This window comes from Citrifermentans bemidjiense Bem (assembly GCF_000020725.1).
Lineage (GTDB): Bacteria > Desulfobacterota > Desulfuromonadia > Geobacterales > Geobacteraceae > Geomonas > Geomonas bemidjiensis.
Genome location: NC_011146.1, coordinates 4,462,399 through 4,486,733, shown reverse-complemented (window position 1 = coordinate 4,486,733; position 24,335 = coordinate 4,462,399). Strand labels below are relative to the sequence as shown.

Genomic DNA, 24,335 nt, shown 5'->3' with positions numbered 1-24,335 from the left:
GCCTGCCGCTCTTTTTTTTTATCCGGAGAGCGTGTAAGCTATTTACTCTTTCTCCCCGGAAGCCGCGCCTCCACCGGCTTTCCCTGCACCAAGGCGGGTGTCCGCACCTTTTTCGTCGAGGGCTCTATGAACCACGGCCACGAGCTGCTGCACCAACCGATCCCGGGGCTGATCAGGAAACTGGCCATTCCCACCAGCGTCGGCTATTTCTTCAACACCATGTTCAACGTGGTCGACACCTTCTACGGCGGGAGGGTCTCCACCGAGGCGCTCGCCGCACTTTCCTTATCTTTCCCCATCTTCTTCCTCATCATCGCCATCGGCGCCGGGATCTCCACCGGAGCCACCGCGCTCATAGGTCACGAACTCGGCGCGGGCAACGCCGAAGAGGCGAGGCACCTGGCGGGGCAGACCATCTCCTTTGGCATCGTGCACGGCTTCCTGGTCGCAGCGGTCGGCTTCTCGGCCGCTCCGCTCCTCTTCCAGCTCCTGGGCGCCAAAGGCCCAGTGCTTCAGTTCGCGCTGCAGTACATGGACACCATCTTCACCGGGAGCATTTTCTTCCTGATCAACTACGTCTTGAACTCCATCTTGAACGCGACCGGCGACAGCCGCAGCTTCCGCAACTTCCTCGTCGTCGGCTTCTTCCTAAACATGATTTTCGACCCCTGGTTTCTCTATGGAGGACTCGGGGTGCCGGCGCTGGGGCTTTCCGGCATAGCCTGGGCGACCGTGCTGGTTCAGGGGATGGGCAACATTTATCTCGCCATGAGAGTCAGGCAGTCGGGTATGCTGGAGGGGTTCCGCTGGAGGGAGCTGGTCCCCCGCCGGCACCCCTATTCGCAACTGGCCCGGCAGGGGTTTCCTTCCAGCCTCAACATGATGACCGTAGCTAGCGGCATCTTCCTGATCACCTGGTTCGTCGGGCGCTTCGGGAGCGAGGCGGTGGCGGCCTACGGCATTGGGGCGCGGATCGAGCAGATCGCTCTCCTTCCGGTGATGGGAATGAACGTGGCGACGCTCGCCCTGGTGGCCCAGAACAGCGGAGCGCGGCAACTGGAGCGGGTGGTGCAGACCATCAAGACGGCGCTGCGGGTCGGGGTGGCGTTCATGGGGGCGGGAACGGTTGTCGTCTATCTGGCGGCCCGTCCGCTGATGGGGCTTTTCAGCAACGACCCCAAGGTGGTGGAGATAGGGGTCGGCTATCTCAGGATCGAGGCTTTCGTCTTCGTTGCTTACGTCATCCTCTACACCTGCGTCGCCGTACTGCAGGGGTTGAAGAGGCCTGGCTTTGCCCTGATGGTCGGGTTGATGAGGCAGATCGTTTTCCCCCTTCCGGTGTTCTACCTCCTGGCGGTGTTCTTGGGGTTCGGGCTCGCCGGGATCTGGTGGGGAATACTGCTGGTGACCTGGGGGGCTGCCTGCGTAACGGTTTTGTACGTGCTGCGGCTGGCGGCCGGCATGAGCCCGGCCGAACCACGCCTGGATAGGGCTGCCGACTGATCTGCGCCCGGCAAGGCCGTGTCCCCGCAACCATCTCTGACCCGCGGAACGCGCTGTTAGTACCTTCGCATCAGCTGTCTTGGGGGTGCATTCATGGATCGCCTGTGTGCCAAGATGAAGGAAAGGGTTGCGCTGGAGTTGCAGGAGGCGGTGGATCCGCTGGCGCGAGAGGCGCTTCTAATAGCGGCGCTTTACGAGGTGAGCCGGACTGCGCTTGCGGAGCTCGGCATGCCGAGGAAATCGCAGGAGTACCAGCGGGCGCGCGATGCGGTCCTGGACCTGGTGAGCTCCATCGCCATTCCGCTGGTTCGGGGAGGAGGGGAGGGGGGCATCGCCGTCTTGTCCGAGCTGGCCGAAGGGTGCGCCGACCCCCTCTTGAAGAAGAAACTTTCGGTGTACGCCCAGGAACTGGTTGCCAAGTCGAGGACGGTGGCCAGGGAGAAGGCAGGTGGGGCCAGGCGGATTGCAGCTTGGTGCGCAGCCGTCTGTACGGTCGGCAGCATTGCCTGCTACCTCTTAGAGTATGGGAGCCCCACCCGAGCTGGAGCGGGTAAACCGAGCCCCGCCGCTGCGCTCAGAAGCCCGGCCCCTGCCGAGGCACCGGGCAAGCCGCCAACCCCGCCGCCGCAGCGAAGCGCAGACGCGCCTCCCCCGACCGAGCAGAGCGAACCGCTGGTCCAGAAGGAGGCAGCGGCTCCCGCGCCGGCGCCCCCTGCCCGCGGGGAGCAGGTAACCCCCATCCGCGTGGTGAGCGGCCAATTGCTGGTTCCGGTAACCCTGAAACAGGGCGGGGTATCGGTAGTGGTCGAACTGGTTGTTGATACCGGCGCCACCAGGAGCGTTGTGCACGAGGAGGTTTTAAGGAGGCTCCCGCTCGATCTGCGATCCGCCCGAACCTCTGTGGCCGAGGTTGCAGATGGCAGGCTGGTCAGGTCCTGGATCGGCAAGGTGGATCTTCTGACGGTCGGTCCCTTTGCCCATCCCTCGATGGAGCTGGAGGTGATACCGTTCAGCGGCGGCGGGGAGCACGACGGTCTGCTCGGCATGGACTTCCTGGGTAAGCACCCGCACCAGATCGACATGGAGCGCCAGCTGATCCGCTGGTTTTGATACGCAAAGGAGGGAGATGTGAAACACGAAGAGATCCGTGCCAAGCTGGACGCGCCCCTAGCGGCGCGCCTGCGGTTGCTGCCGCTACGGATCTGGCGCACGCTGCAACTGGCCTTTCTGGCGCTGCTTCCTTCGCAGGGTGGGGCGTCGGAGCCGGGAGCTGCGGGGGAGGCGCGGGAGTGCGAACCGCTGCAGATCAGGGGGGGGATGGGGCGTTTTCTTGACGAGGGGGGGGAGTTGCGGCTCTTCTTTCCGGAGTGCCTGGCGCCGGCTGCGCCTTTCATCCTATTCCGCTTGAAGCGCGAGGGTTTCTCGCGCTGCAGCGTGGAGGCTGCGGAGCGCGGCCTCTTGGTGCGAGGGCGGCGCTAGGCGCCGCCTCAGCCGATCATCTTTCCTATCTCGATCCCGATCTGGTCCAACGGCAGCACCAGGTCGGCGACGCTCCCCTCGATGCAGGCCCGCGGCATGCCGTAGATGGTGGAGGTCGCCTCGTTCTGCACCAGGGTAAGGCCTCCCTTCTCCTTCAGGTGCTTCATCCCCTTGAACCCGTCGTTCCCCATTCCGGTCAGTATCACCCCCAGCATCGAGCCGTTGCTGGCGTCGCAGAGCGAGGTCAGCATCTGGTCCACGCTGGGAATATAGACGTACTGCGGGAAATCGGCGCTGGGAGCGATGCGTACCACGATGTTGCTCCCTTGGCGCACCAAGGTGGTGTGCTGCCCCCCCGGCGCGATCAACACCTCGCCCCCCTTCACCACGTCGCCGTTGGCCGCCTCCCTGATGGAAAGGGAGCACTTGGCGTTCAGCCTGTCCGCATAGGGGCCGGTGAAGGCCTTGGGCATGTGAATGGCGACCACGATGCCGTGCGGGAAGTTGACCGGTACGCGCGAGAGCACCTCCTGGAGCGCGACCGGGCCGCCGGTGGAGGCGCCGATGCCGACACAGCCGATGCGGCGGTTCGCAAAGTGAGAAGGACGGACCTGGGGCGGCTGCACCAATCTCGGGGCAGCTGCGCCTATCCCGGCTTTTTTCGGGGGGGCGGAAAGGGCAGCCTCCTGAACCTTGGCGAGTAGCGCCGCCTGGAAGACAGCCTGGGCATCCTTGCAGTCGCTCACGTTTTTGGGGACGTAGTCGATGGCGCCTGCCTCCAGCGCCTCGAAGGTGGCGCGCGCCCCCTCGCTGGTGAGCGTTGAGACCATAAGCACCCGGGTCGGCTGCTTGGCCATGATCTGCTTCAGGGCAGCGATGCCGTCCATTCGGGGCATCTCCACGTCCATGGTGATCAGGTCGGGCTTCAGCGCCAGCGCCTTGTCCACCCCTTCCAAACCGTCCGCTGCGATTCCGACCACTTCTATCCCCGGCGCCTTGGCGAGAATGCCGCGGATCGCCATGCGCATGAAGGAGGAGTCGTCGACGATGAGTACCCTCAATTTGTTCCGGCCGTCGGGAATCATGATAGCTCCTAAGCTCCTATCCCCTGGAAGATCGATTTCACCATGTCCTGAATCTCGGGAACCCGGTCGTCCAGTTCGTAGCAGAAGCGCTCGACATCGAGGTCTGCCAGGTGTGGGGCGTAACCCTTGAGTATGGCCCAGGCTTTTTCATCTGCGAGGTTGAAGGAAACCCGCGAGGTCCCGCCGTAGTCGAGCTGACGTACCGAGCAGAAGAGGTCTGCCAGGTTCACTATGGCGCAAAGGGTGGGATCGATGACCGCCTCCTCGGGGGCATGGTGCAATGCGATCACCTCGCGGTAATCCGCGGGGAAGTTCCATTTCTTGGCGATGCAGAGGCCGACCTCGTTGTGGGAAGTCCCCAGAAACTCGGCCTCCTTCTCCACCAGGCGGAACGACTGCCCCTGCACCGAATCGAGCAGGGCGCGGAAGGCGTCCTGGCGGTAGTAGGAGAGGAACACCTCGCCTATGTCGTGCACGATACCGACGAGATAGGCCTTCTCCGTGTCGGGATAGCGCACCCGCTGCGCGATGATCTTCGACACCACCCCGACGCCGAAGGAGTGCTCCCAGAAGCTCTTGATGTCGAAGACGCCGTCTCGCCCCTCGAAGACGTCGACGAAGGAGCAGGTGAAGGCAAGCTCGCGGATGTGACGGAAACCCAGGTAGATCAGGGCCCTTTTGACGGACTTTATCTCGTGCGCCGGCTTGTAAAGCGGCGAGTTGACCATCTTGATGACGCGGGCCGCGAGGACCTGGTCGGCCAGGATCATGTCGGCCACCTCGTCCAGTTCAACGCCGGGGCGGTCCAGGAGTTCGATGACCCGGGTGGCTACCTGCGGAATGGTGGGGAGGTCGACGAAGCTCTCCACCATCTCTTCAGCAGTCTGCATCATGGCTGCTCTTTCCATACTCATCCTCACTTGTTGTAGGTGAACCCGCCGGGGAAGTGTACGGTCCTGAATTTGTCGTTCACCCCGTGCAGCGACTCGGACTGCCCCACGAAGAAATAGCCGTAAGGCTGCAGGTTGTTGTAGAAATGCTGGACCACCTTGCTCTTGGACGAGGTGTCGAAGTAAATCAGCACGTTGGCGCAGAATATGAAATCGAAGCTCTTCATGAAGAGCATCTTGTTGTCGTCGTAAAGGTTCAGCTGGCTGAAGGTGGCGAGCTTTTTCACCTCGGGGGAGAGCAGGAACTTTCCGGGCGCCTCCTCCTTGAAGTACTTCTTCAGGTAATAGTCGGGGGTGTTGCGCACCGAGTAGCTGTTGTAGACCCCTTCCTTGGCCTGGGCCAGCACCGTCTCGTTGATGTCGGTGCCGACGATCTCGATGATCCAGTCCTTGAGCAGCGTGGCCCTTTTCTCGAGGAAGATCATGGCCATGGTGTAGGCCTCTTCCCCCGAGGAGGAGCCGGCGCTCCAGATGCGGAGCTTCTTGAAGCCGATCTTTCCCTTGGCCGCGACGATCTCCGGGAGGAACTTGTTCTCCAGCGCGGTCAGCTGCGGCATGTTCCTGAAGAAGCAGGTCTCGTTGGTGGTGATCTCGTCCAAAAGCTTGGTGAGCTCGGTCCTGCCGGTAGCGGCGCCGCGCACGTACTGGTAGTAATCGCCGTGGCTCTTGCAGCCGGTAGCTTCCATCCTCCGGGCCAGCCGGCTCTCAAGGAAGTACTTCTTGCTGCTGTGGAAGTAGATGCCGCAGACGTTATATATATAGTCCCGAAGCTGCTCGAAGTCCTTTTCGTTGATCTTCGGGGCCGCTTTCGCGTCGAATGGTTTCATGTCTAATGCCATTATCTTCCCCTCAGGCTGCCCCGCCCCCGATCAGACCGATCGGATCCACGATCAGTGCCACCCGCCCGTCGCCCATGATGGTTGAACCGCCGATGCCAGGAAGATTGGCCAGGAACTTGCCCAGCGACTTGATGGCGACCTCCTGCTGCCCCAGGAGCCTGGTGACGATGAGGCCGATGCGCTTCTCGGCTACGCCGACTATGACCACGTAGCAGGTGTCGCGATCGGTGTAGACCTCCTGGCAGCTGAAGGTCTGTTGCAGCCGCAGGAGCGGGAGCACCGAGTCCCTCAATTTGAGCACTTCCTGTCCGCCGATCATGTGGAACTCGCTCTTGCTCACCCGCATGGTCTCGATGACCGACGCAAGCGGTATGGAGTAGACCTCCTTCTCCACCTCCACCAGCAGGGACTGGATGATGGCCAGGGTGAGCGGGAGCTTCAGTATGAACTCGGTGCCGTGCCCGACGTCGTTTTTGATCTCGATGATGCCGTTTAACTTCCTGATGTTGGTGCGCACCACGTCCATGCCGACGCCGCGGCCGGAGAGGTCGGTGGTCTGCTCCTTGGTCGAGAAGCCCGGGAGGAAGAGGAGGTCGAGGATCTCGCGGTTCCCCATGGAAGCGAGCTGTTCCTCGGTGACGAGCCCCTTCTCCAGCGCCTTCTTCGAGATCCGCTCGGGGTCTATGCCCCGGCCGTCGTCCTTGATGCTGATGACGATCTGGTTCCCCTCGTGGGCGGCGGAGAGGACCACGGTGCCGGTGCGGTCCTTGCCGGCGGAAAGGCGCTGGTCCGGAGTTTCCAGGCCGTGGTCCAGGGCGTTGCGGATCAGGTGGATCAAGGGGTCCCCGATCTCGTCGACGACGGAGCGGTCGAGTTCGGTCTCCTCGCCGATGATGACCAAGTCCACTTCCTTGCCGAGGTCGCGCGCCAGATTCCTGACGATGCGCGGGAACTTCTTGAAGACCTTCTCCACCGGCAGCATCCGCATCTTGAGAACCTGCATCTGCAGCTCGGAGGTGACGAAGTTGAGCCTCTTGGAGAGTTTCCCGAAATCATCGCCGAAGCCGGTGGGGTCGAGACCCGTCTGGTAGTCGCTGTGCAGCTGGATCATCCGGTTGCGCTCGAGCACCAGCTCGCCGACCTGGTTCATCAGGTCGTCCAGGCGCTTCACGTCGACGCGCACGGTGGAGTTGTCGGCCAGCTCCTCCCCTTTGGGGGCAGGCTTTTGCGGCTCCTTGACCGGCTGAGGCTTGGGCTGCGCCACCGGCGCCGCGGCTGCCGTTGTGGGCGCACCGGTATCGGCGGGTGCGCTCTCCTTCTCACCGGCTGCTTTCGCTTCTGCATCCGCGGCTGACTCGGGGGGAGGAGGCGTCGCGACCTTCTCCTCCTTGGGAGCCGAGGTAGGGGCGAGCACCGTAGCTTCGGTCGCGTTCTCGGAGAGAAACGGAATCAGCTTGGAGATGGTCCCCTCGAGGTCCCTCTCGACGATATCCCCTCCCTTGATGTCGGCCACCAGTGTCTTCACCAGGTCGACCGCCTCCAGGATCACGTCCATGATCTCTGGGTTGAGGAAGAGCTCCCCCTTTCTCAGGCGGTTCAGCACATCCTCGGTCTTGTGAGTCACTTTGACCAGCATGTCGAACCCGAGGAAGCTGGAGGCCCCTTTGACCGTGTGGATGGAGCGGAAGATCCGATTCATCAGTTCGGCGTCGTCCGGGCTCTTCTCCAAGGTGATCAGGTCGTCGTCAAGTTTTTCGAGGAGTTCCGTGGTTTCCGCAAGGAAACCTTCGAGTAGCTCCTGATCTTCGCAGTCTATAGCCATGATGCGCTCCGGGAAGGGGGAAGGCTTTCCCCTGTTGGTACCTTAACCTACGTTGCTGAACAGCCTGCGCTCGTCGGCGGAGAACATCCGCTCCAAGTCGAGCAGAACGAGTAGCCGGTCGGCCTGGTTGATGACCCCGGCCATGCATTCCTGCTCGATGCCGCTGGAAACCGCCGGGGGCGGGGGCTGGATCTCCTTTTCGGAGATACGGATCACCTCGGAGACCTCGTCGACGATGAATCCCATCAGCTCGCCGACTACCTCCATGACCATGATCCGGGTTCTTTTGTCGTATTCCGAGTCCACCAGATCGAACTTCTTGCGCAGGTTGATGATAGGGATCACCTTGCCGCGCAGGTTGATCACCCCTTCCACGTAGTGCGGGGTGTTGGGGACGCGGGTGATGTTAAGCATGCGTATGATCTCCCGCACCATCAGGACGTTGATGCCGTACTCCTCTTTTTCGAGGTTGAAGCTCACCAACTGGATCAGCTCACCCCCATATTCCTCGCTTTTAACCTTCGTGAGTGCGGTCTCCATGGACCCTCCCTGTGCGGTGAAATCATAGGCGGCGGAAGCCAGGCTCCCGCCGCATTAGTTTCCTATTCGGTATGCTGAACCAAAGGTTGAATATTTTTTTCTCTCTTGCGCTGCTGGCGCCTCCCCCGCACAAACAGGGGCTTCGGGGCGGTGAGCGACTGAGGAAGGCGCCCTTGCGGGGTCAAGTGCAAATAATTGACACCGGAGGCCGTCGCCGGCAAGTCATTTAATTGACATTGGGGAAATATCCCGCTATAGTTCCGATCAACACCGTTTTTGTATCGGCTTGATTCTGAGCAACTTTAACCGAAATCGGGGAAACGATGGAAACGCCGAAAATACTGATCGCAGACGACGACAAGAAGACCCGCGACTTCGTAGCCGCCTTCCTGAGCTACAAGGGGTACCAGGTCTACCAAGCCTTCGATGGGCAGGACGCCCTGCAAAAGATCGAACTCCACGAAGTCCAGATGGTGATAACCGACATCATGATGCCTCGGGTCAACGGACTGGAGTTCATCAAGCAACTAAAGTCGATACGCCCGGACATAGTCACCATAGCCTACAGCGCCTTTGCCAACTTCGAGATGACCGCCAATCTCCTGAAGGCAGGGGCTTTTTTCTATCTGGAAAAGCCGTTCAACCTGGAGGAGCTGGAGACCCACGTGAAGAGGGGTCTCGAGCACCAGGCTCTGCAGAGCAAGAGTTTTCGGTCCAAACCGTGCATAAAGAACAGGGCCCTCTTGAACAACATCATCGGGGAGAGCGAAAAGATGCTCTCGCTCTTCGAGATGATAGAGAAGGTCGCCACTTCCGATTCCACCGTCCTGATCCAGGGGGAGTCCGGTACAGGGAAGGAGCTGGTGGCCCGGGCCATACACGACCTATCCAACCGTTCGGACAAGAACTTCGTGGCGCTCAACTGTGCGGCCATTCCCGATGAGCTTTTGGAGAGCGAGCTTTTCGGCCACGTGAAGGGCTCCTTCACCGGCGCCGTCGCCTCGCGCATCGGCCGCTTCGAGATGGCGGACAAGGGGACGCTGTTCCTGGACGAGATCGGCGACATGAAGGCGAACCTGCAGGTGAAGCTTTTGCGCGTGCTGCAAAGCCGCGAGCTTGAGCCGGTAGGATCGACCCGTTCCAAGAAGGTCGACGTCAGGATCATCGCTGCCACCAACCAGAATCTGGACCACATGGTGGCGTCTAAGGAGTTCAGGGAGGACCTGTACTACCGCCTCTCCGTGATTCCGATCATGCTCCCCCCTTTGCGGGAGCGGGGTTCCGACGTGCCGCTGCTTCTGAACAGCTTCCTGGAGAAGTTCAACCGGAGCAAGCAGCGCAAGGTTCAAGGTTTTGACAAGCAGGTAATGGAGATACTCAGCAACTACGACTGGCCCGGTAACGTGCGGGAGCTGGAGAACCTGGTCGAGCGGCTGGTGATCATCAAAACGACCGGCGTCATCAGCATCCACGACCTTCCGGAGAAGTACCGCGGCAGCCGGACCACGACGGTGCTGCATGGCGAGCCGATGACGCTACCCGACGACGGTTTCTGCCTCAACAGCGCCGTCGAGGAATTCGAGAACCGTCTGATCCTCCAGGCGTTGGAGAAAAGCGGCGGCAACAAGAAGGAAGCGGCCGAGCTCCTCAACCTGAAGCGGACCACGCTGATAGAGAAGTTGAAGAAAAAGAAACTCGTCTACGGGGAGGGATCGGCCACCCCGTAACAGGGAGCAGGTTCATGTCGATAAATCCGGTAGCCACAGCGCCCGGCGTTGCCGCGGCCAGGAAGGTAGGGGCCGCGTCTGAAACCAACACTACTCGTTTCGAGGAGTACCTGGCGCAGAAGGGGAGCGAAGGCGAGGTCCCGCCCGAGGCGGCGGCCGAGCTTTTGCGCCTGAAGATGCTCAGCTCGGCGCTCGCCATCGGCGCGGATCCCGACCAGGCCGCCGCCCCGAGGCAGCTCGATGTGCAGGGGGTGTTGAGCCGCTTCATGGAGCAGATTCCCAAGGGACAGACCGGCACCCAGATTCAAGCGCCCGGGTCGGCAGACGGGCATGGTCCCGAGGCGGCGTTCCAGGCGCAGCAGGCTCATTTCGAGGCGGGCAAACTCCCGGAAGCAGGAAGCAGTGCCGGCGACGGCAGCTTGGACGCCATCATCGACAAGGCATCACAGCGCTACGGAATCGACAGCGGCCTCATCCGGGCCGTGATCAAGGCTGAGAGCAATTTCAACCCGAACGCGGTCTCCTCCGCTGGTGCCCAAGGGCTGATGCAGTTGATGCCGGCCACTGCCAGGGGGCTCGGCGTGAGCGACTCTTTTGACCCGGAACAAAACGTCATGGCAGGGACCAGGTTCCTGAAGGACATGTTGCGGCGCTATAAAGGGAATCTGGACGAGGCCTTGGCGGCGTACAACTGGGGCCCGGGGAACGTCGACCGCCACGGCGTCGACATGCTTCCCAGGGAAACCAGGCAGTACCTGGCGAAGGTGAAAGGTTACTTTACCCAGTACGTCGCCTAGAGGCAGATTAAGACTGAGATTAAGATTAACACTGAGTCCGACCCTAAAAAAAGCCTCCGCACCGTTTGGTGCGAAGGCTTTTTGTTTTTTGGGGAACCTCTCCGTGTCCACCACGTCCATGCTGTCCATTCCGTCCATCAGGTCCACAGGCCGGTGACCCTCGGCAGGCGCAGGTGCCCTTTACTCCCTCACGTAAATGTTCTGATCAGAGCTGTGCACCATGGTCATGACCCGCATGTACTCGTCCTCGATCATGTCGTGGTGTCCCTGGGTCTCGCGGATCACCGTCTCGAAGACCCGGCGCACCAAGGGGTCGACGATGTCTTTGACCAGGATGGTGTAGAAGTCGACGCAGGATTTCTCCTCCTTGAGCGCAATCTCCAGCGCCTTCTGCTCTCCGGTTCCCTCGGCGATGGATTGCTCCAGCGCCTGGTGCGTGGCGGATTGCTTGTCCGGGGGCGAGGCCATAAAGCTGTCCAGGTCGCCTAGGTCCCCCCCCTTGTAATGGTCGAAGAATGCCTTCAGATGTCCTGCCTCTTCGCCGGCCAGCAGGGTGAACACCTTTTTGGACCCCTCGTCCTTTGAAATGGAAGCCGCCTTCCGGTAGAAATCCATGCTCCCCTTTTCTGTTTTGATAGCGAGCTTCAGCGCCTCCTGCAGTGTGTACTCCTTGAACATGGCTGCACCTCCGTAGGCTTCAGTGGGACTGCTTGGCAATGAGTATAGCGGAGAGCATGTCAAGGTCAATGAGAGGAATTTGGACGTTAATGCTTGTTAATTCAAAGGTTTAGCTGGGAGGTGTTTCCTTGGAGCCGGAAGAGGCGGGTTGCGTTCCCGGTGGTGGCGCGACCCAGCTCCTCGAGGGATAAACCCTTGATGCGCGCCACTCTGGTAGCCGTTTCCAGGAGATAGGAGGGACGGTTGACACTTCCTCTGTGGGGCTCCGGAGCCAGGTCGGGGGCGTCAGTCTCCAAAAGCAGGCGCTCCAGCGGAATCCCTGCGGCAACCTCCAACGGCCGTCGAGCGTTGGCGTAGGTGACGCTCCCGGCGAGGGATATGTGCAGGCCGAGGCGCAGGCAACTGCGGGCGCTATCGAGGCTACCGGAGAAGGCGTGCATGACGCCGCCGCAAATGCCCTCTTCCCTGATGATTGCCAAAAGGTCCTCGAACGCCTTGCGGCAATGAAGCAGTACCGGCAGCCGGGCTTCAGCGGCAAGGCGCAACTGCACCCTGAAGGCCTGCTGCTGGACCTGCCGCGAGGGGGAGGGGAGGAGGTAGTCGAGGCCTATTTCGCCGATGGCGCTGGCGCCGGTGGCAAGCTGGAATAAATCCGACACTGCCTGAGGGGTGAGTAGTTCTGCGTGCATGGGGTGCACGCCGTAGGCGGGGTAGATTTGGGGATATGCTGCGGATAATGTCCTGATCCGGTGCCATCCCTGAGGCGCGACACCTGGGACGAGGAAAGCGGTGACCCCTGCCGCCTCTGCCTCCGGGAGGAGCCTCTCCAGGTGGGGGAGGAGCCGCGGGTCGTCCAGGTGGCAGTGGCTGTCGAAAAGCACGGCTTACCCGCCTATGGCCGGATGTTCCTTCAGTTCCTTGATGATCTCGACCTGGCGCTGAAAGATGTACTGCGAGATGCTAACTTCGGCGGGACGTGAAGGCTCGATCTCGAAGACGAGTCGGCAACCATCGTCGTTGTAGATCACCTTCAACAGAGAGGCGGGAACCTTGATGGTTCCGCCGGGGAGAGCGATGGTCAGTTCACCCTTCTCGCTCACGGGGAACATGGGGTCGTGCGGTACTTTAATTGACATCCCCGTCAAAGACATGTCATGGAGGGTTCCGTCAACTTTCTCTTCTTGCCCGGCGAAGGTAACCTTGACCGCACCTCCCATCTCGACCCGTACCGACATCCTGCGGTCGGCCCGGACCACGCCGTAGCTGAATTTGGAGAGCACCACCCGGGACTTCTCCACGTTGACGTAGGTAACTGCAGCCACAACGTCCTTGGGAAAATGGCTGCTTTTGAGTACGGTCAGCTTGTCTTGGGAGATCACGACGGCCTGCACCTGGTGCACCTGCAGTTCCGCGTAATCCTTTTCTACGTTCAGTACCTCGGCGCCGTAGCTGACCGGGACCTCGCGGTAGAAGTTGAGCAGCCTCAAGTCGTTTTTAAGCGTTCCTTTCTCTATGGCCGCAAGGGTGGCGATGATATCGGCGCAGTCCTGCGCCGCCCCAGCAATTTTCAACCTCTGGTATATGTCGTTCATCTTTCCGCCTAGAAAATAATTATTGCCCTTTGGGTAACGGCTGTGCAATTATGATACCCTATCAGTCCGGCGAAGATACCCTCTTCGCCTTTCTTTTGTCCAGAACATTTTAAACGGGAGTCCCAGTAGATGCGGTACAACGAGCAAGAGATACAAAGGCGTCGCACCTTCGCTATCATCAGCCACCCTGACGCCGGTAAAACCACCATAACGGAGAAATTGCTCCTTTTTGGCGGGGCGATTCAGCAGGCGGGCGAGGTGCGGGCAAGGAAATCGGCGCGCCATGCCACCAGTGACTGGATGGAGATGGAGAAGCAGCGCGGCATTTCTGTAACCTCCTCAGTAATGAAATTCACCTACCGCGATTTCGAGATCAACCTGCTGGATACCCCGGGCCACAACGACTTTTCCGAAGACACTTACCGGACCCTTACCGCCGTAGACTCTGTGCTCATGGTGATAGATTCCGTGAAGGGGGTGGAAAGCCAGACCAAAAAACTCCTCGAAGTCTGCCGGCTGCGCCACACCCCCATCATGACCTTCATCAACAAGCTGGACCGCGAGGGGCGCGAGCCGCTGGACCTTCTGGACGACATCGAAAGCACGCTCAACATCCAGTGCGCGCCGATGACCTGGCCCATAGGGATGGGGAAACGCTTCCGCGGCACCTACCATTTATATACTAAGGAAATTACCTTCTACGATCCAGAGGCCGATCGCGGCGTGGGGCAGGTGGTCACTGTAAAGGGACTTGACGACCCGCTGCTCGACGAACTCTTGGGAAGCCAGGTCGAGGAGCTGCGTAACGACGTGGAACTGCTCGAGGGCGCTGCGCACCCCTTCGACGCCGAGGCCTACCTGGCCGGCAAGCAGACCCCGGTTTTCTTCGGCTCTGCCATCAACACCTTCGGGGTGCAGCAGCTGCTCGACTCCTTCGTGGATAACGCCCCCTCGCCGTTGCCGCGCGAAGCCACCTCTCGCACCGTCTCCCCCTACGAGGAGCCGTTCACTGGGTTCACCTTCAAGATCCAGGCGAACATGGACCCGGCGCACCGCGACCGCATCGCCTTCTTCAGGATCTGCTCCGGCAAGTTCGTGCGTGGCATGAAGGTGAAGCATTTAAGGCTCGGGCGCGAGGTGCAGATCTCCAACGCGACCATCTTCATGGCGCAGGACCGCACCAACGTCGACGAGGCCTACGCCGGCGACATCATAGGTATCCACAACCACGGCACCATAAAGATAGGCGACACCTTCACCCAGGGGGAGGAGCTTAAGTACACCGGCATCCCGAATTTCGCCCCCGAGCACTTCAGGAAGGTGCGCATCCTCAACCCGCTCAAGTCGAAGTCGCTGGAAAAAGGGCTGGTGCAACTGGCGGAGGAGGGAACAACCCAGGTGTTCCGGCCTCTCATGGGTGCGGACTGGATTGTCGGCGCGGTAGGGATGCTGCAGTTCGATGTCGTCATGCACCGGCTGGAGCACGAGTACGGCGTCAAGGCCGTCTATGAGCCGGTATCCTACGTCACCGCGCGCTGGGTCACCGGCGAGAGGAAGAAGCTCGACGATTTCCAGAAAAAAGAGGCGCTGAGCCTCTACCAGGACGGCGAAGGGAACCTCGCTTACCTGGCGGGAAGCCAGTGGCGTCTCGACAACACCATGGAGAACTGGAAGGATCTCACCTTCCACGCCACCCGCGAGCATAGCTAAACCAAAACCGTTTGCCGCGGAGAAGATCTGAGAGAACCTCTGAGGACCTCTCGGGTAATACCTAGGCACCCAGTTTCTCACGGAGTTCCTCCGCAATAAGGTGACTATGGAAACAGGATCAGAAACAGCGGCGCCGACTGCGGCCGAGTCGTCGGCCGGTGGCGTTCGTGCCGGTGCGCTGCTGGTTTTAGCTGCAGGTGTACTCTGGGGGACCTCAGGTACCTCGCAGGCGTTGGCGCCCGCAGGGGTGAGCCCGTGGAGCCTGGGGGCGCTGCGCCTTCTTGTCGGCGGCGCCGCCTTGATGCTGCTGGCTTTCATGCGTGGGGGACTCGGTACCGGCCGCTGGCCTTTTCGCGCCACCTTCCTTGCCGGCGCCTTCGTCGCCTCTTACCAGTTGAGCTTCTTCACTGCGGTGAGCAGGACCGGTGTCGCGGTCGGCACCCTGGTGGCGATCGGAAGTTCCCCTGTCCTCGCCGGAGTGCTGGGACTGGTCTTCAGGAAAGAGAGGCCGGGCAGGGCCTGGGGGGTGGCGACCCTTTTAGCCATCGCGGGTTGCGGCCTGCTGGTGGGGGGAGGTGGGGCGATCGCCGTCGACGTAGTGGGGATAATGCTCGCATTGGGGGCGGGCCTGTCCTATGCCTGCTACACCATGTCGATCAAGGTGCTGCTTCCGGGGCGGAGCTCCGAGGCAGTCATGGCGGTGGTCTTTTCCCTAGGGGCGCTTTTGCTGTCACCGCTGCTCTTCGTATCCAACCTTAAATGGCTGGCACAGCCAAGCGGCATGGCGGTGGTGGTTTATCTCGGCGTCGTGGTCACTGCGCTCTCCTACTGGCTCTTCGCCAGGGGGCTGCGCAGCGTGCCGGTGGCGTCAGCTGTGACCCTTTCGCTGGCGGAGCCGCTGGTAGCGGCGCTTCTGGGCATCCTGTTCCTCGGTGAACGGCTCACCCCGCTGGCGCTTTGCGGCATCCCCCTTCTTTTCGCCGGCCTCGCGGTCCTTGCGGCCTCCATGTCGGGCAAAGGGCGCTGAAGCAGAAATTGTATCTATCCTCAAAGAAGAAGGGGATTCGAGATAACAACAGAAAAGGCTTTCCGGCGAGTTACCGGAAAGCCTTTTTCTATTTATTCCTTATTCCTTGAATCGCACTTTCGGGCTGCTATTCCTCGATCTCCAGGAAATCCAGAAGCCTCTGCCAGGAGGCGTTGATTATCTGCCCCTCAGCCACCCCTGCGTCCGCTATCAGTTCAAGCGCATCGCCGAAGATGCCGACGCCCTGAGCGATATGGGCGTCGCTACCCACCATAATGGGAGCCCCGAGCTGCGCGCAAAGCCTGGCAATTTCACTGCAGTTCCCGACGCTCCCCTTGCGGCTCACCGACATCAGTGACGAATTGTTGATCTCCAGGGCCGTGCTGGTGGCCAGCGCGCCCATTACTATCTCTTCGTAGCGCAGAGGGAAAACGGGGTTCCCCGGATGGGAGATGCATTTTACCCGGGGGTTTTCCATCACCGCCAGGAGCGTGCGGGTGTTGCGGTCTATGTCCTGTCCGCAGATGCCGCAGTCCTCGTGGAATCCCGCCATGACGAAATCGAGCTCTTCCAGGAGAGGCTGCTCGAGATCGAGCGTCCCCTGTTGGTCCATGATATTAGCCTCGACCCCACGGAAGATGCGAACCCCGCCTATCCGTTGCGGCACGAAGCGCATGGCGTTGAAGTGATAGCGGTGCGGGCCTCCAGGAAGACTCGGGCCGTGGTCGGTAATGGCCAGCCCCTGCAGCCCTGCCTGAGCAGCGGCCTGGGCAAGTTCGTTTATGGTGGAGTAGGCGTGGCCTGAGGCGAGCGTGTGCGTGTGCATGTCAGCAAGAATTTTCATGGGTTGGAATATTCCACACAGGTCGGAAAAAGTCAAGGCGCAGGGGCGAGCAGAGGTCAGGCAGGTTTTTGTCCGAGGCAGCTTCAGCGAAGGTGGAGGCAACAAAAAAGGGCGCGCCTTGCGGCGCGCCCCTTTTTATCTCTTCGAAGAAGAAATTACTTCGCTACGGATTTCGCCAGTTCGAGGGCGATGTCCTTGTAGGGGTTAGCGAAGAGGATGATGAGGCAGACAACCAGGGCGTAGATAGCGAGGGACTCGATCATCGCCAGACCGATCATCATGGTGGTGAGGATCTTGCCGGATGCACCGGGGTTACGGGAGGTGCCTTCAACTGCGCTCTTAACTGCGAGACCCTGACCGATGCCGGTGCCGAGGGTGCCGAGAGCCATGCCGATGCCTGCTGCGAGTACACACATAGTAAAGAATTCCATTTGTTTCTCCTTTGCTGCGTATTTTTCCTAAACAGTATAGGAATTAAAAATCAGATTGAGATTAAGACTAAGATTGAGGAAACCGGACAAAGATCGAGGGTGTTCTTAATCTCAATCTTTATCTTTATCTGCCTCTTAGTGCGCGTGCTCCAGCGAGCCCTGGATGTAGATCATCGCCAGCAGCATGAACACGAAGGCCTGGATGAAGGAGACCAGGACGCCCATTAGCATCATCGGCAGGGGCACTATGAACGGAGCCAGGCCGAAGAAGATGATCAGGACCAGCTCGTGGCCGTTCATGTTACCGAAGAGACGCAGCGTCAGGGAGATCACGCGGCTCAGGTGACCGATCACCTCGATGAAGAACATCATCGGCGCGAGCCAGGCGATGGGGCCCAGGAAATGCTTGATGTAGCCGGCGCCGTGGTGCTTGACACCGACGATGTGGGTGGTGACGAACACGACGACCGCGCAGGCAGCAGTGGTGTTGATGTTGGCGGTCGGCGGGAAGAAGCCGGGGACCAGGCCGATCAGGTTCGACACCAGGATGAAGAGCGCCAGGGTTGCGACCAGCGGGAAGAACGGCTTGCCGTGCTCGCCCATGGTTTCCACCAGCATGTTCTCAATGCCCCCGACGATGACTTCCATGAAGTTCTGGAGACCGGACGGAACGGCCTGCAGCCGCTTGGTGGCTGCGATGGAGAGGACCACCAAGCCGATCATGATCAGCCAGGTATAAACGACGGCGTCGGCTCCAGCCTCGGAGAAACCGAGGGGATGAAGCAACTCGCGGAAAAAATTGAGGAATAGATACGGATGAACCATTGCTGCTAGCCTCCTTTACGGGTGGACAAATATATTGAAAATACCGTTATGTTCAGGACCAGGACTGACAGTCCGATCAGCAGGCCGAAGATGTCGACCCCGAGCCGAACGATCAGCAGATACAGCACGACCGCCATCACGGCCAGTCTCAGCAGATAGCGCAGCACAGCGAAGCGCGAGGCATTCCTGGGTTGCAGCTGAAGCGCCGCTTCCACCCCTCTTCTCATCCAGAGGAAGTTGGCCGTGGCGAGCACCCCCCCGATGAAGAGGGAACCGCCGAACTTGCCGGAGATTAAAAGCGCGCAGCCAGCACCTGCAACGGCGCTCACCACAAGGCTTCCCCCGACCAGCCAGGCGAAGAGGTTACTTTCGTTTAGTCTCGTCCCGGTCATCGCGCAGTTCTTTTCCCGCTAGTATGAAAATGTTGCGGAAACCTGCCGCAATACCGAAGAAAAGGAAAATGTAGAAAAACCAGGGCTTGGTCCCGAACCACTCGTCCAGCTTCAGTCCGGCGAACACGCCGATGATGATGGCTACCGCGAAGGAAATTCCCATCGTGGAGACCATCCCGAGCGTTTTCAGCAGGTCCTTCTTGTCCTCATCCATGTTGTCGCTCTCTTTCCCGTATACAAACTACGGGTAGGAAAACCAAGGCTAAATAGCACGGTAGCGGTGGCAATGTCAATAAATTCCTGTTTGTCCCATCAACAAAAATAATGATTTATCGCGCTGTCACGCCTCTTCTGCCGAGCGGCTCCGGGCGCTGCCGCTCATTGTACCAGCTTCGCAGGTAGCCGCCCTGACGCCTTGGACACACCGGCTTCCCTATCGTAGCTTCGCTGCGAAAGGGCGGTAGCCTGCGCCTGAGCCCGTTTGGGTGACGCTTATGCGGTTGCGGCTGGGGGGCTCGCTGAGTAGAATATGAAAATTATTTAATTTCTGTCGCGTCCGCTGCGCAGCTGTTTCCATTCCCGTAGTTTAAAACTTTTCTTCACCGAGGAGGTGTCACATGTCGGCACGGCTTGGCGAGATGTTGCTGAAGGTTGGAACCCTGACCGAGGACCAACTGGAGCAGGTGCTTAACGCGCAGTCCATCTATGGCGGCAGGCTCGGGACTAATCTCGTGGAGATGGGGTTCGTCGAAGAGGAAGAATTGGCGCACGTATTGAGCGAGCAGCTTGGCGTACCCTGCGCCCACCCCTCCGAACTCGGCTCCATTCCGGAATCCCTATTGAAGATGTTCCCGCTGGAGCTGGTGCAGCGCTACCGCGTACTCCCCCTCGCATTGGACGGCAAGCGGCTCACCGTGGCCATGACGAACCCATCGGATTTCAAGGCGCTCGAAGACATCGCTTTTGTTACCGGGATGGTCATCATCCCAAGGGTCTGCTCCGAACTACGGCTAAGCATCGCACTGGAGCGTATCTTCGGGGTGAAGCGCCCCATGCGCTACATCCCTGTGGAGGGAGGTGCTAGGAGCTGCTTCGCCGCCACCCTCGCTCAGAGGGGGAGCGCGGACCCCGCCTGGGATGGCGGCGCTTCTCGCCATTCTTCTGAGCGGGTCAGCCTGGAGGATATGTCCGAACGGCTGGCAAAAGCCCTCGGAGAGTCCGAGGTCGTTCAGGCGATACTGTCCTATTTGGCAGGTGAATTTGACCGGGGTGCCTTCCTGAGGCTGAAAGGGGGGTGCGCGCACGGGGTCCAGGCAGTTGATGCCGGCGCACCCGTGAAAGGCTTCCCGTTTTTTGCCGCTGCGGTGGCGGAAATGAGGCAGGTGAAACGGGTGGTGGAGGAAAGGCGACTCTTTTTAGGGGAGCTAGGGCAGGACCAGGGCGATGGGCTGTTGCTAGGTGCGATGGGGGGTACGGCGCCCGGGGCGGCGCTGCTGGTGCCTGTGGCGCTTGGCGGGCATGTGGTGGGGGTTATCTGCGCCAGCGATCAGAGGGGGAGGCTCGGCGGTGGGGTCTTCGAGCTGCAGCGGGTGGCGGTGATGGCAGAGTTGAGCTTCGAGATGCTGTCACTCAGGAAAAGGATCATGATTGGGTGATGAAAGAGCGAAAGAGGCAAAAAACAAGGGCGCCGCAGCCAAGCTGGGCGCCCTTGTTAATTAATAAACAATCTGAGGCAGCACTGTGCGCATTAGCAGGGAGAGGGGAGACTATGCTGCCGCATCCCCTGAGTCAGTGTTAATGCCAATTCCCGCTACAGCGCCTTGAAGCACTTGGCGGCGGCTGCGATGGTCTGCTCCAGGTCCTCGGTGCTGTGGGAGATGCCGACGAAAGCCGTCTCAAATTGCGAAGGCGCGAGGTAAATACCTTCATTCAGCATCGCCTTGAAGTAGGCGGCGAAGGCCTTGGTGTCGCACTTGGCGGCGCTGTCCCAGTCGTAGACCGGATCTTTGGAGAAAAAGGCGCAGAACATGGAGCCTACCCGGGTGGAGTAGATCGGGAAGCCGGCGTCCTTGGCGGCCTTAGCGATCCCCTCCGCCACGAAGGCGCTTTTTTCTTCCAGCTTCTGGTAGAAACCGGGCTGCTTGAGGAGCTTCAAGGTCTCGATGCCGGCGGTCATGGCCAGGGGGTTGCCAGAAAGGGTCCCGGCCTGATACACTCCCCCTGCCGGTGAAAGAAGCGACATGATTTCTTTTTTTCCGCCGAACGCCCCCACCGGCAGACCACCGCCGATGATCTTGCCCAGCGTGGTCATGTCGGGGGTCACGCCGTAGAGTTCCTGAACGCCGCCGTAGGCAACCCTGAAGCCGGACATCACCTCGTCGAAGATCAGCACGATTCCTTCCTCGCTGCATATGCTCCTAAGCCCCTCCAGGAATCCTTCCTTGGGGGGGACGGTCCCCATGTTGCCAGCCACAGGCTCCACGATGATGCAGGCGATGCTTCCCTTGTTGGCCGCTACCAGCGCCCGGACCGAGTCCAGGTCGTTGTAGGTCGCGGTCAGCGTGTGCTTGGCGAGGTCGGCGGGGACGCCGGGGGAGTCGGGCACGCCGAAGGTGGCGGCGCCGGATCCGGCTTTGACCAAAAGCGAGTCGGAGTGGCCGTGGTAGCAGCCGGAGAACTTAAGGATGTTGTCGCGGCCGGTGTAGCCGCGGGCGAGCCGGATGGCGCTCATGGTCGCCTCGGTACCGGAGCTCACCATGCGCACCATCTCGATGGAGGGAACCGCGTCGATCACCATCTCGGCCAGGGTGATCTCGAGCTCGGTCGGCGCGCCGAAGCTGGCGCCGTTGTCGACGGCGGCCTTGATGGCGGAAACCACCTGCGGGTGACAGTGCCCAAGGATCATCGGTCCCCAGGACCCGACGTAGTCGATGAAGGCGTTGCCGTCTTCATCGTAGATGCGGGGGCCTGCGGCCTTTTTGATGAAGAGCGGATCGGAGCCAACGGACCTGAAGGCGCGCACCGGGCTGTTGACGCCGCCGGGGATGGACTGAAGCGCCTGCTGAAAGAGTTTGGTCGAGCGGCTGTTTTGCATGGGCTGATTCTCCTAACTCGCTGTTAATTGACAAATAATGGGCTGTTTGGTAGCACGCGCCCGGCTTATCTGTCAAGAAATTAAAAAGTTTTGGGGGGGAGGCTTTCGATTAGTGTCGAAAGGGGGGCTTCCTAATGAGTCATGTGCGCGGGAAAGTATACGGTTTCTGCGGAATGAGGCAAAGATTTCAAGATAATTTGTGCTTGACAAAGTGGGTGAAATGAAATAATTTTCTGACCCGATGTTGTATACAGTATACCTTTTTGACGCCGCTTCCTTTCGCAAGTAACGAAAAGTTTGGGGTTTGACGCTCAAGGAGTGTGCAGTATACGGCTTTTCCGCGTGCATGCAACAAAATAACAAACCTTAGGAGTACGGGAGGATAGGGATGCTTGGTGCTTATCTGCCAATCTTGGTGCTGGTTGTCATAGCGGTGTTGTTCGGCCTGGGCTCGGTGATTTTCTCCAGCCTCATCGGCCAGAAGAAACCGTCCACCGTGAAGCTTGCACCTTACGAGTGCGGTTGCGAGCCTGTCGGCAGCGCAAGGGAGCGTTTCTCGATCAAGTTCTACCTGATCGCGATGCTCTTCATCCTGTTCGACATCGAGGCGGTCTTCCTGTACCCCTGGGCAGTCCTCTTCAAGAGGCTCGGCATGTTCGGCCTCATCGAGATGGGAGTCTTCATAGTCATCCTCTTTGTAGGGTACGTATACGTTTGGAAAAAAGGAGCACTGGAATGGGAGTAGATCAGCCGCTTGGCGAAAACATCATCACGACTTCCCTCGACAGCCTGGTCAACTGGGCCAGGAAGTCCTCCATCTGGCCGATGACCTTTGGTCTTGCCTGCTGCGCGATCGAGATGATGGCGACCGGTGCGGCCAAGCATGACCTGGACCGTTTCGGTATCATCTTCCGCGCCTCACCCCGCCAGGCAGACTGCATCATCATCGCCGGCACGGTGACCAAGAAGATGCTTCCGGTCATCAAGACCGTGTATGAGCAGATGCCCGAACCGAAGTGGGTGGTCGCCATGGGCGCCTGCGCCTGCTCCGGCGGCGTCTTCGACACCTACTCCGTCGTGCAGGGTATCGACGAGGCGCTTCCGGTCGATGTCTACATCCCGGGCTGCCCGCCGCGTCCGGAGGCACTCCTTTACGGCCTTCTGAAGCTCCAGGATAAGATCGCCAACGAGCGCAACTCTTTCGGCTCTTCCATCGGCTTGGGCGAAAGACTCGAACCGGCTGCTTAATCTACAACGACCAAAGGGAAAGGTAAGGCTGACATGGCAGAAAATAATCGCGCTGTAGTGAAACTGAAAGAGCGTTTCGCAAATGCCCTCCTCGACTGCACGGAATATCGAGGCGAGGTGACGGTCACCGTGAAGAAAGAGAACATCCTCGAGGTGCTCAAGTGCCTTAGGGACGACCTCCGCTACAACTTCCTGACCGACGTCACCGCCGTCGACTACCTGGGCCAGGACCCGCGTTTCATGGTGGTCTACCACCTCATGTCGATCCCGAACAAGGACCGCATCAGGGTGAAGGCGCCGCTGACCGAGGCTGACTGCTCCATAGACTCCGCCACCGCGCTCTGGAACTCCGCGGACTGGGTCGAGCGCGAGGCCTACGACATGTTCGGCATCGACTTCAAGAACCACCCGAATCTGGTGCGCATTCTGATGACCGACGACTGGGTGGGGCATCCCCTCAGGAAGGACTACCCGCTGCAGGGACCGGACCGCGAACCGTACAAGGGTCGGCTGTCTTAGTCACAAACCAGGACGATTTCCATCTCCAAAAAATAGAGGCGATCAATGGCTAGCGAAATAATGACACTGAACATGGGGCCCCAGCACCCCAGTACCCACGGCGTTCTCAGGCTCGTAGTAGAGCTGGACGGCGAGGTGATACAGAAGATTACTCCCCACATCGGCTACCTGCACCGGGGCATCGAGAAGCTCTCCGAGCACCGCACCTACCACCAGGCGCTGCCGCTTACGGACCGCATGGACTACCTGGCCCCTATGCACAACAACCTGGGGTACGTGTTGGCCGTGGAGAAGCTCCTCGGCATCGAGGTTCCCGAGCGGGCTGAGACCATCCGCGTCATCATGGCGGAGCTTACCCGTCTGAAGAGCCACCTGGTCTGGATCGCCTGCCACGCCCTCGACATCGGCGCCATGACCGTCTTCATCTACGCCTTCCGCGAGCGCGAGAAGATCATGGAGCTGTACGAGATGGTCTCCGGCGCCAGGATGACCTCGAACTACTTCCGCGTAGGCGGGCTCTCCCGCGACCTCCCGGCCGGCTTCGAGAGCGCGGTCCAGGAGATCCTGGACACCTTCCCGGGTCACTTCGACACCTACGAAGGGCTCCTTACCAAGAACACCATCTGGCTGCAGAGGACCATCGGCAACGGTGTCATCTCCGCAGACGACGCCATCGACTTCGGCATCTCCGGCCCGGCCCTCAGGGGCTCCGGCGTCGATTTCGACCTCAGGCGCGACCTCCCCTACTCCGGCTACGAGAAGTACGACTTCAAGGTGCCGGTCGGCGAGAACTGCGACACCTTCGACCGCTATAAGGTCCGCCTGGTGGAGATGCGTGAGGCAGTGAAGATCATTGACCAGGCCATGAAGCGCCTGAAGCCCGGTCCGATCCTGGCCGATGCGCCGCAGGTCTGCTACCCGCCGAAAGAGAGCGTCTACAACTCCATCGAGGGACTGATCCACCACTTCAAGATCGCTTCAGAAGGCTTCCCCGTTCCTGAAGGGGAGGTTTACCAGGGGGTCGAAAACCCGAAAGGGGAACTCGGCTACTACATGGTTTCCGACGGCGGCTCCAAGCCGTACCGCATGAGGGTGCGTCCCCCCTCATTCGTAAACCTGGGCGCCATCGAGAAGATGGCCAAAGGTTCGATGATCGCTGACCTTGTGGCTGTGATCGGAACGCTCGACATCGTTCTTGGCGAAATAGACCGGTAATTCAAACGATAACTAAAG

At 60.1% G+C, this 24,335-nt stretch carries 26 protein-coding genes; 12 read left to right on the top strand and 14 right to left on the bottom strand.

Annotation, left to right across the window (positions count from 1 at the left end; translation table 11 throughout):
- The first annotated feature begins 126 nt into the window (after positions 1 to 126).
- The 3 genes from GBEM_RS19705 (at position 127) to GBEM_RS19695 (ending at position 2,982) form a co-directional block, all read left to right on the top strand.
- A complete protein-coding gene (locus GBEM_RS19705; RefSeq protein ID WP_012532374.1) occupies positions 127 to 1,503 on the top strand; it encodes an MATE family efflux transporter in 1,377 nt (458 codons plus the stop codon).
- Positions 1,504 to 1,596: 93 nt separating this feature from the next.
- Entirely contained in the window at positions 1,597 to 2,613 is a 1,017-nt protein-coding gene (locus tag GBEM_RS19700; protein WP_012532373.1) for a retropepsin-like aspartic protease, read from the top strand.
- Positions 2,614 to 2,631: 18 nt separating this feature from the next.
- Entirely contained in the window at positions 2,632 to 2,982 is a 351-nt protein-coding gene (locus GBEM_RS19695) for a hypothetical protein (protein WP_012532372.1), read from the top strand.
- A gap of 8 nt (positions 2,983 to 2,990) precedes the next feature.
- On the opposite strand, the gene GBEM_RS19690 is transcribed toward GBEM_RS19695, so the two are convergent.
- The 5 genes from GBEM_RS19690 to GBEM_RS19670 are packed head-to-tail and all read right to left on the bottom strand — an operon-like array spanning position 2,991 to position 8,218.
- The gene (locus tag GBEM_RS19690; RefSeq protein ID WP_012532371.1) at positions 2,991 to 4,067 is read right to left on the bottom strand and encodes a protein-glutamate methylesterase/protein-glutamine glutaminase; all 1,077 of its coding nucleotides are present in this window, start codon (positions 4,065 to 4,067) and stop codon (positions 2,991 to 2,993) included.
- 8 nt (positions 4,068 to 4,075) lie between these two features.
- Positions 4,076 to 4,975 carry an HDOD domain-containing protein gene (locus GBEM_RS19685; protein ID WP_012532370.1) on the bottom strand — a complete coding sequence of 300 codons (900 nt, stop codon included), beginning with the start codon at positions 4,973 to 4,975 and terminating at the stop codon, positions 4,076 to 4,078.
- Between the two features lie 8 nt (positions 4,976 to 4,983).
- Positions 4,984 to 5,856, bottom strand: a complete 873-nt coding sequence (locus tag GBEM_RS19680) for a CheR family methyltransferase (RefSeq protein WP_012532369.1) — start codon at positions 5,854 to 5,856, stop codon at positions 4,984 to 4,986.
- Positions 5,857 to 5,866: 10 nt separating this feature from the next.
- Positions 5,867 to 7,678: a chemotaxis protein CheA gene (locus GBEM_RS19675; RefSeq protein WP_012532368.1), complete on the bottom strand. Its 1,812-nt coding sequence runs from the start codon at positions 7,676 to 7,678 to the stop codon at positions 5,867 to 5,869.
- A gap of 42 nt (positions 7,679 to 7,720) precedes the next feature.
- Positions 7,721 to 8,218, bottom strand: coding sequence for a chemotaxis protein CheW (locus GBEM_RS19670; protein WP_012532367.1), 498 nt, complete (start codon positions 8,216 to 8,218; stop codon positions 7,721 to 7,723).
- A gap of 323 nt (positions 8,219 to 8,541) precedes the next feature.
- Between GBEM_RS19670 and GBEM_RS19665 the strand changes: the two genes are divergently transcribed.
- Positions 8,542 to 9,945 (top strand): sigma-54-dependent transcriptional regulator, encoded by a 1,404-nt coding sequence (locus GBEM_RS19665; protein WP_012532366.1) that lies wholly within the window; start codon positions 8,542 to 8,544, stop codon positions 9,943 to 9,945.
- Positions 9,946 to 9,959: 14 nt separating this feature from the next.
- Complete coding sequence (locus tag GBEM_RS19660; protein WP_012532365.1) at positions 9,960 to 10,742, top strand: lytic transglycosylase domain-containing protein; 783 nt, start codon at positions 9,960 to 9,962, stop codon at positions 10,740 to 10,742.
- Positions 10,743 to 10,922: 180 nt separating this feature from the next.
- Here GBEM_RS19660 and GBEM_RS19655 read toward each other — a convergent pair whose 3' ends face one another.
- From GBEM_RS19655 to GBEM_RS19645, 3 genes are all read right to left on the bottom strand, one after another.
- Positions 10,923 to 11,420, bottom strand: a complete 498-nt coding sequence (locus GBEM_RS19655) for a ferritin-like domain-containing protein (RefSeq protein ID WP_012532364.1) — start codon at positions 11,418 to 11,420, stop codon at positions 10,923 to 10,925.
- A gap of 101 nt (positions 11,421 to 11,521) precedes the next feature.
- Complete coding sequence (locus tag GBEM_RS19650; RefSeq protein WP_012532363.1) at positions 11,522 to 12,301, bottom strand: TatD family hydrolase; 780 nt, start codon at positions 12,299 to 12,301, stop codon at positions 11,522 to 11,524.
- A 3-nt stretch (positions 12,302 to 12,304) separates the two neighbouring features.
- Entirely contained in the window at positions 12,305 to 13,012 is a 708-nt protein-coding gene (locus GBEM_RS19645; protein ID WP_012532362.1) for a PilZ domain-containing protein, read from the bottom strand.
- A gap of 129 nt (positions 13,013 to 13,141) precedes the next feature.
- Here GBEM_RS19645 and GBEM_RS19640 point away from each other — a divergent pair, with 129 nt between their 5' ends.
- Positions 13,142 to 14,722, top strand: coding sequence for a peptide chain release factor 3 (locus tag GBEM_RS19640; protein WP_012532361.1), 1,581 nt, complete (start codon positions 13,142 to 13,144; stop codon positions 14,720 to 14,722).
- 106 nt (positions 14,723 to 14,828) lie between these two features.
- Positions 14,829 to 15,749 carry a DMT family transporter gene (locus GBEM_RS19635; protein WP_012532360.1) on the top strand — a complete coding sequence of 307 codons (921 nt, stop codon included), beginning with the start codon at positions 14,829 to 14,831 and terminating at the stop codon, positions 15,747 to 15,749.
- A gap of 127 nt (positions 15,750 to 15,876) precedes the next feature.
- Here GBEM_RS19635 and GBEM_RS19630 read toward each other — a convergent pair whose 3' ends face one another.
- The 5 genes from GBEM_RS19630 to GBEM_RS19610 all read right to left on the bottom strand — a co-directional run bounded on the left by GBEM_RS19630 (position 15,877) and on the right by GBEM_RS19610 (position 18,455).
- Positions 15,877 to 16,593 carry a phosphatase gene (locus GBEM_RS19630; protein ID WP_012532359.1) on the bottom strand — a complete coding sequence of 239 codons (717 nt, stop codon included), beginning with the start codon at positions 16,591 to 16,593 and terminating at the stop codon, positions 15,877 to 15,879.
- Between the two features lie 155 nt (positions 16,594 to 16,748).
- Entirely contained in the window at positions 16,749 to 17,024 is a 276-nt protein-coding gene (gene atpE, locus GBEM_RS19625; protein ID WP_012532358.1) for an ATP synthase F0 subunit C, read from the bottom strand.
- A gap of 135 nt (positions 17,025 to 17,159) precedes the next feature.
- Complete coding sequence (gene atpB, locus GBEM_RS19620) at positions 17,160 to 17,849, bottom strand: F0F1 ATP synthase subunit A (RefSeq protein ID WP_012532357.1); 690 nt, start codon at positions 17,847 to 17,849, stop codon at positions 17,160 to 17,162.
- 5 nt (positions 17,850 to 17,854) lie between these two features.
- Entirely contained in the window at positions 17,855 to 18,241 is a 387-nt protein-coding gene (locus GBEM_RS19615; protein WP_012532356.1) for an ATP synthase subunit I, read from the bottom strand.
- Positions 18,213 to 18,455, bottom strand: coding sequence for an AtpZ/AtpI family protein (locus tag GBEM_RS19610; RefSeq protein WP_012532355.1), 243 nt, complete (start codon positions 18,453 to 18,455; stop codon positions 18,213 to 18,215). The genes GBEM_RS19615 and GBEM_RS19610 overlap by 29 nt, the downstream gene beginning before the upstream one ends.
- A gap of 403 nt (positions 18,456 to 18,858) precedes the next feature.
- Between GBEM_RS19610 and GBEM_RS19605 the strand changes: the two genes are divergently transcribed.
- On the top strand, positions 18,859 to 19,896 hold the full coding sequence (locus GBEM_RS19605) for a GspE/PulE/PilB domain-containing protein (RefSeq protein WP_012532354.1): 1,038 nt from the start codon (positions 18,859 to 18,861) through the stop codon (positions 19,894 to 19,896).
- Between the two features lie 155 nt (positions 19,897 to 20,051).
- On the opposite strand, the gene hemL is transcribed toward GBEM_RS19605, so the two are convergent.
- A complete protein-coding gene (hemL, locus tag GBEM_RS19600; protein ID WP_012532353.1) occupies positions 20,052 to 21,335 on the bottom strand; it encodes a glutamate-1-semialdehyde 2,1-aminomutase in 1,284 nt (427 codons plus the stop codon).
- Positions 21,336 to 21,723: 388 nt separating this feature from the next.
- Between hemL and GBEM_RS19595 the strand changes: the two genes are divergently transcribed.
- From GBEM_RS19595 to nuoD, 4 genes are read left to right on the top strand one after another with little or no spacing between them, the layout of a single operon-like run.
- Positions 21,724 to 22,080 (top strand): NADH-quinone oxidoreductase subunit A, encoded by a 357-nt coding sequence (locus tag GBEM_RS19595; protein ID WP_012532352.1) that lies wholly within the window; start codon positions 21,724 to 21,726, stop codon positions 22,078 to 22,080.
- The gene (locus GBEM_RS19590; RefSeq protein ID WP_012532351.1) at positions 22,071 to 22,583 is read left to right on the top strand and encodes an NADH-quinone oxidoreductase subunit B; all 513 of its coding nucleotides are present in this window, start codon (positions 22,071 to 22,073) and stop codon (positions 22,581 to 22,583) included. Before GBEM_RS19595 ends, GBEM_RS19590 begins: the two co-directional genes overlap by 10 nt.
- A 33-nt stretch (positions 22,584 to 22,616) precedes the next feature.
- Positions 22,617 to 23,102, top strand: a complete 486-nt coding sequence (locus GBEM_RS19585) for an NADH-quinone oxidoreductase subunit C (RefSeq protein WP_012532350.1) — start codon at positions 22,617 to 22,619, stop codon at positions 23,100 to 23,102.
- Between the two features lie 45 nt (positions 23,103 to 23,147).
- Positions 23,148 to 24,317, top strand: a complete 1,170-nt coding sequence (gene nuoD / locus GBEM_RS19580) for an NADH dehydrogenase (quinone) subunit D (RefSeq protein ID WP_012532349.1) — start codon at positions 23,148 to 23,150, stop codon at positions 24,315 to 24,317.
- Positions 24,318 to 24,335: the final 18 nt, after the last annotated feature.

Bases quoted from the DNA above. Each gene is read 5' to 3' on its own strand.
- GBEM_RS19670 (WP_012532367.1), bottom strand. From the start codon at position 8,218: ATGGAGACCGCACTCACGAAGGTTAAAAGCGAGGAATATGGGGGTGAG.
- GBEM_RS19590 (WP_012532351.1), top strand. From the start codon at position 22,071: ATGGGAGTAGATCAGCCGCTTGGCGAAAACATCATCACGACTTCCCTC.
- GBEM_RS19610 (WP_012532355.1), bottom strand. From the start codon at position 18,455: ATGGATGAGGACAAGAAGGACCTGCTGAAAACGCTCGGGATGGTCTCC.
- GBEM_RS19685 (WP_012532370.1), bottom strand. From the start codon at position 4,975: ATGGAAAGAGCAGCCATGATGCAGACTGCTGAAGAGATGGTGGAGAGC.
- atpB (WP_012532357.1), bottom strand. From the start codon at position 17,849: ATGGTTCATCCGTATCTATTCCTCAATTTTTTCCGCGAGTTGCTTCAT.
- GBEM_RS19605 (WP_012532354.1), top strand. From the start codon at position 18,859: ATGTCGGCACGGCTTGGCGAGATGTTGCTGAAGGTTGGAACCCTGACC.
- GBEM_RS19660 (WP_012532365.1), top strand. From the start codon at position 9,960: ATGTCGATAAATCCGGTAGCCACAGCGCCCGGCGTTGCCGCGGCCAGG.
- GBEM_RS19705 (WP_012532374.1), top strand. From the start codon at position 127: ATGAACCACGGCCACGAGCTGCTGCACCAACCGATCCCGGGGCTGATC.
- GBEM_RS19585 (WP_012532350.1), top strand. From the start codon at position 22,617: ATGGCAGAAAATAATCGCGCTGTAGTGAAACTGAAAGAGCGTTTCGCA.
- GBEM_RS19690 (WP_012532371.1), bottom strand. From the start codon at position 4,067: ATGATTCCCGACGGCCGGAACAAATTGAGGGTACTCATCGTCGACGAC.
- GBEM_RS19645 (WP_012532362.1), bottom strand. From the start codon at position 13,012: ATGAACGACATATACCAGAGGTTGAAAATTGCTGGGGCGGCGCAGGAC.
- GBEM_RS19630 (WP_012532359.1), bottom strand. From the start codon at position 16,593: ATGAAAATTCTTGCTGACATGCACACGCACACGCTCGCCTCAGGCCAC.
- GBEM_RS19680 (WP_012532369.1), bottom strand. From the start codon at position 5,856: ATGGCATTAGACATGAAACCATTCGACGCGAAAGCGGCCCCGAAGATC.
- GBEM_RS19665 (WP_012532366.1), top strand. From the start codon at position 8,542: ATGGAAACGCCGAAAATACTGATCGCAGACGACGACAAGAAGACCCGC.
- GBEM_RS19615 (WP_012532356.1), bottom strand. From the start codon at position 18,241: ATGACCGGGACGAGACTAAACGAAAGTAACCTCTTCGCCTGGCTGGTC.
- GBEM_RS19675 (WP_012532368.1), bottom strand. From the start codon at position 7,678: ATGGCTATAGACTGCGAAGATCAGGAGCTACTCGAAGGTTTCCTTGCG.
- GBEM_RS19655 (WP_012532364.1), bottom strand. From the start codon at position 11,420: ATGTTCAAGGAGTACACACTGCAGGAGGCGCTGAAGCTCGCTATCAAA.
- atpE (WP_012532358.1), bottom strand. From the start codon at position 17,024: ATGGAATTCTTTACTATGTGTGTACTCGCAGCAGGCATCGGCATGGCT.
- GBEM_RS19635 (WP_012532360.1), top strand. From the start codon at position 14,829: ATGGAAACAGGATCAGAAACAGCGGCGCCGACTGCGGCCGAGTCGTCG.
- GBEM_RS19640 (WP_012532361.1), top strand. From the start codon at position 13,142: ATGCGGTACAACGAGCAAGAGATACAAAGGCGTCGCACCTTCGCTATC.
- GBEM_RS19595 (WP_012532352.1), top strand. From the start codon at position 21,724: ATGCTTGGTGCTTATCTGCCAATCTTGGTGCTGGTTGTCATAGCGGTG.
- GBEM_RS19700 (WP_012532373.1), top strand. From the start codon at position 1,597: ATGGATCGCCTGTGTGCCAAGATGAAGGAAAGGGTTGCGCTGGAGTTG.
- hemL (WP_012532353.1), bottom strand. From the start codon at position 21,335: ATGCAAAACAGCCGCTCGACCAAACTCTTTCAGCAGGCGCTTCAGTCC.
- nuoD (WP_012532349.1), top strand. From the start codon at position 23,148: ATGGCTAGCGAAATAATGACACTGAACATGGGGCCCCAGCACCCCAGT.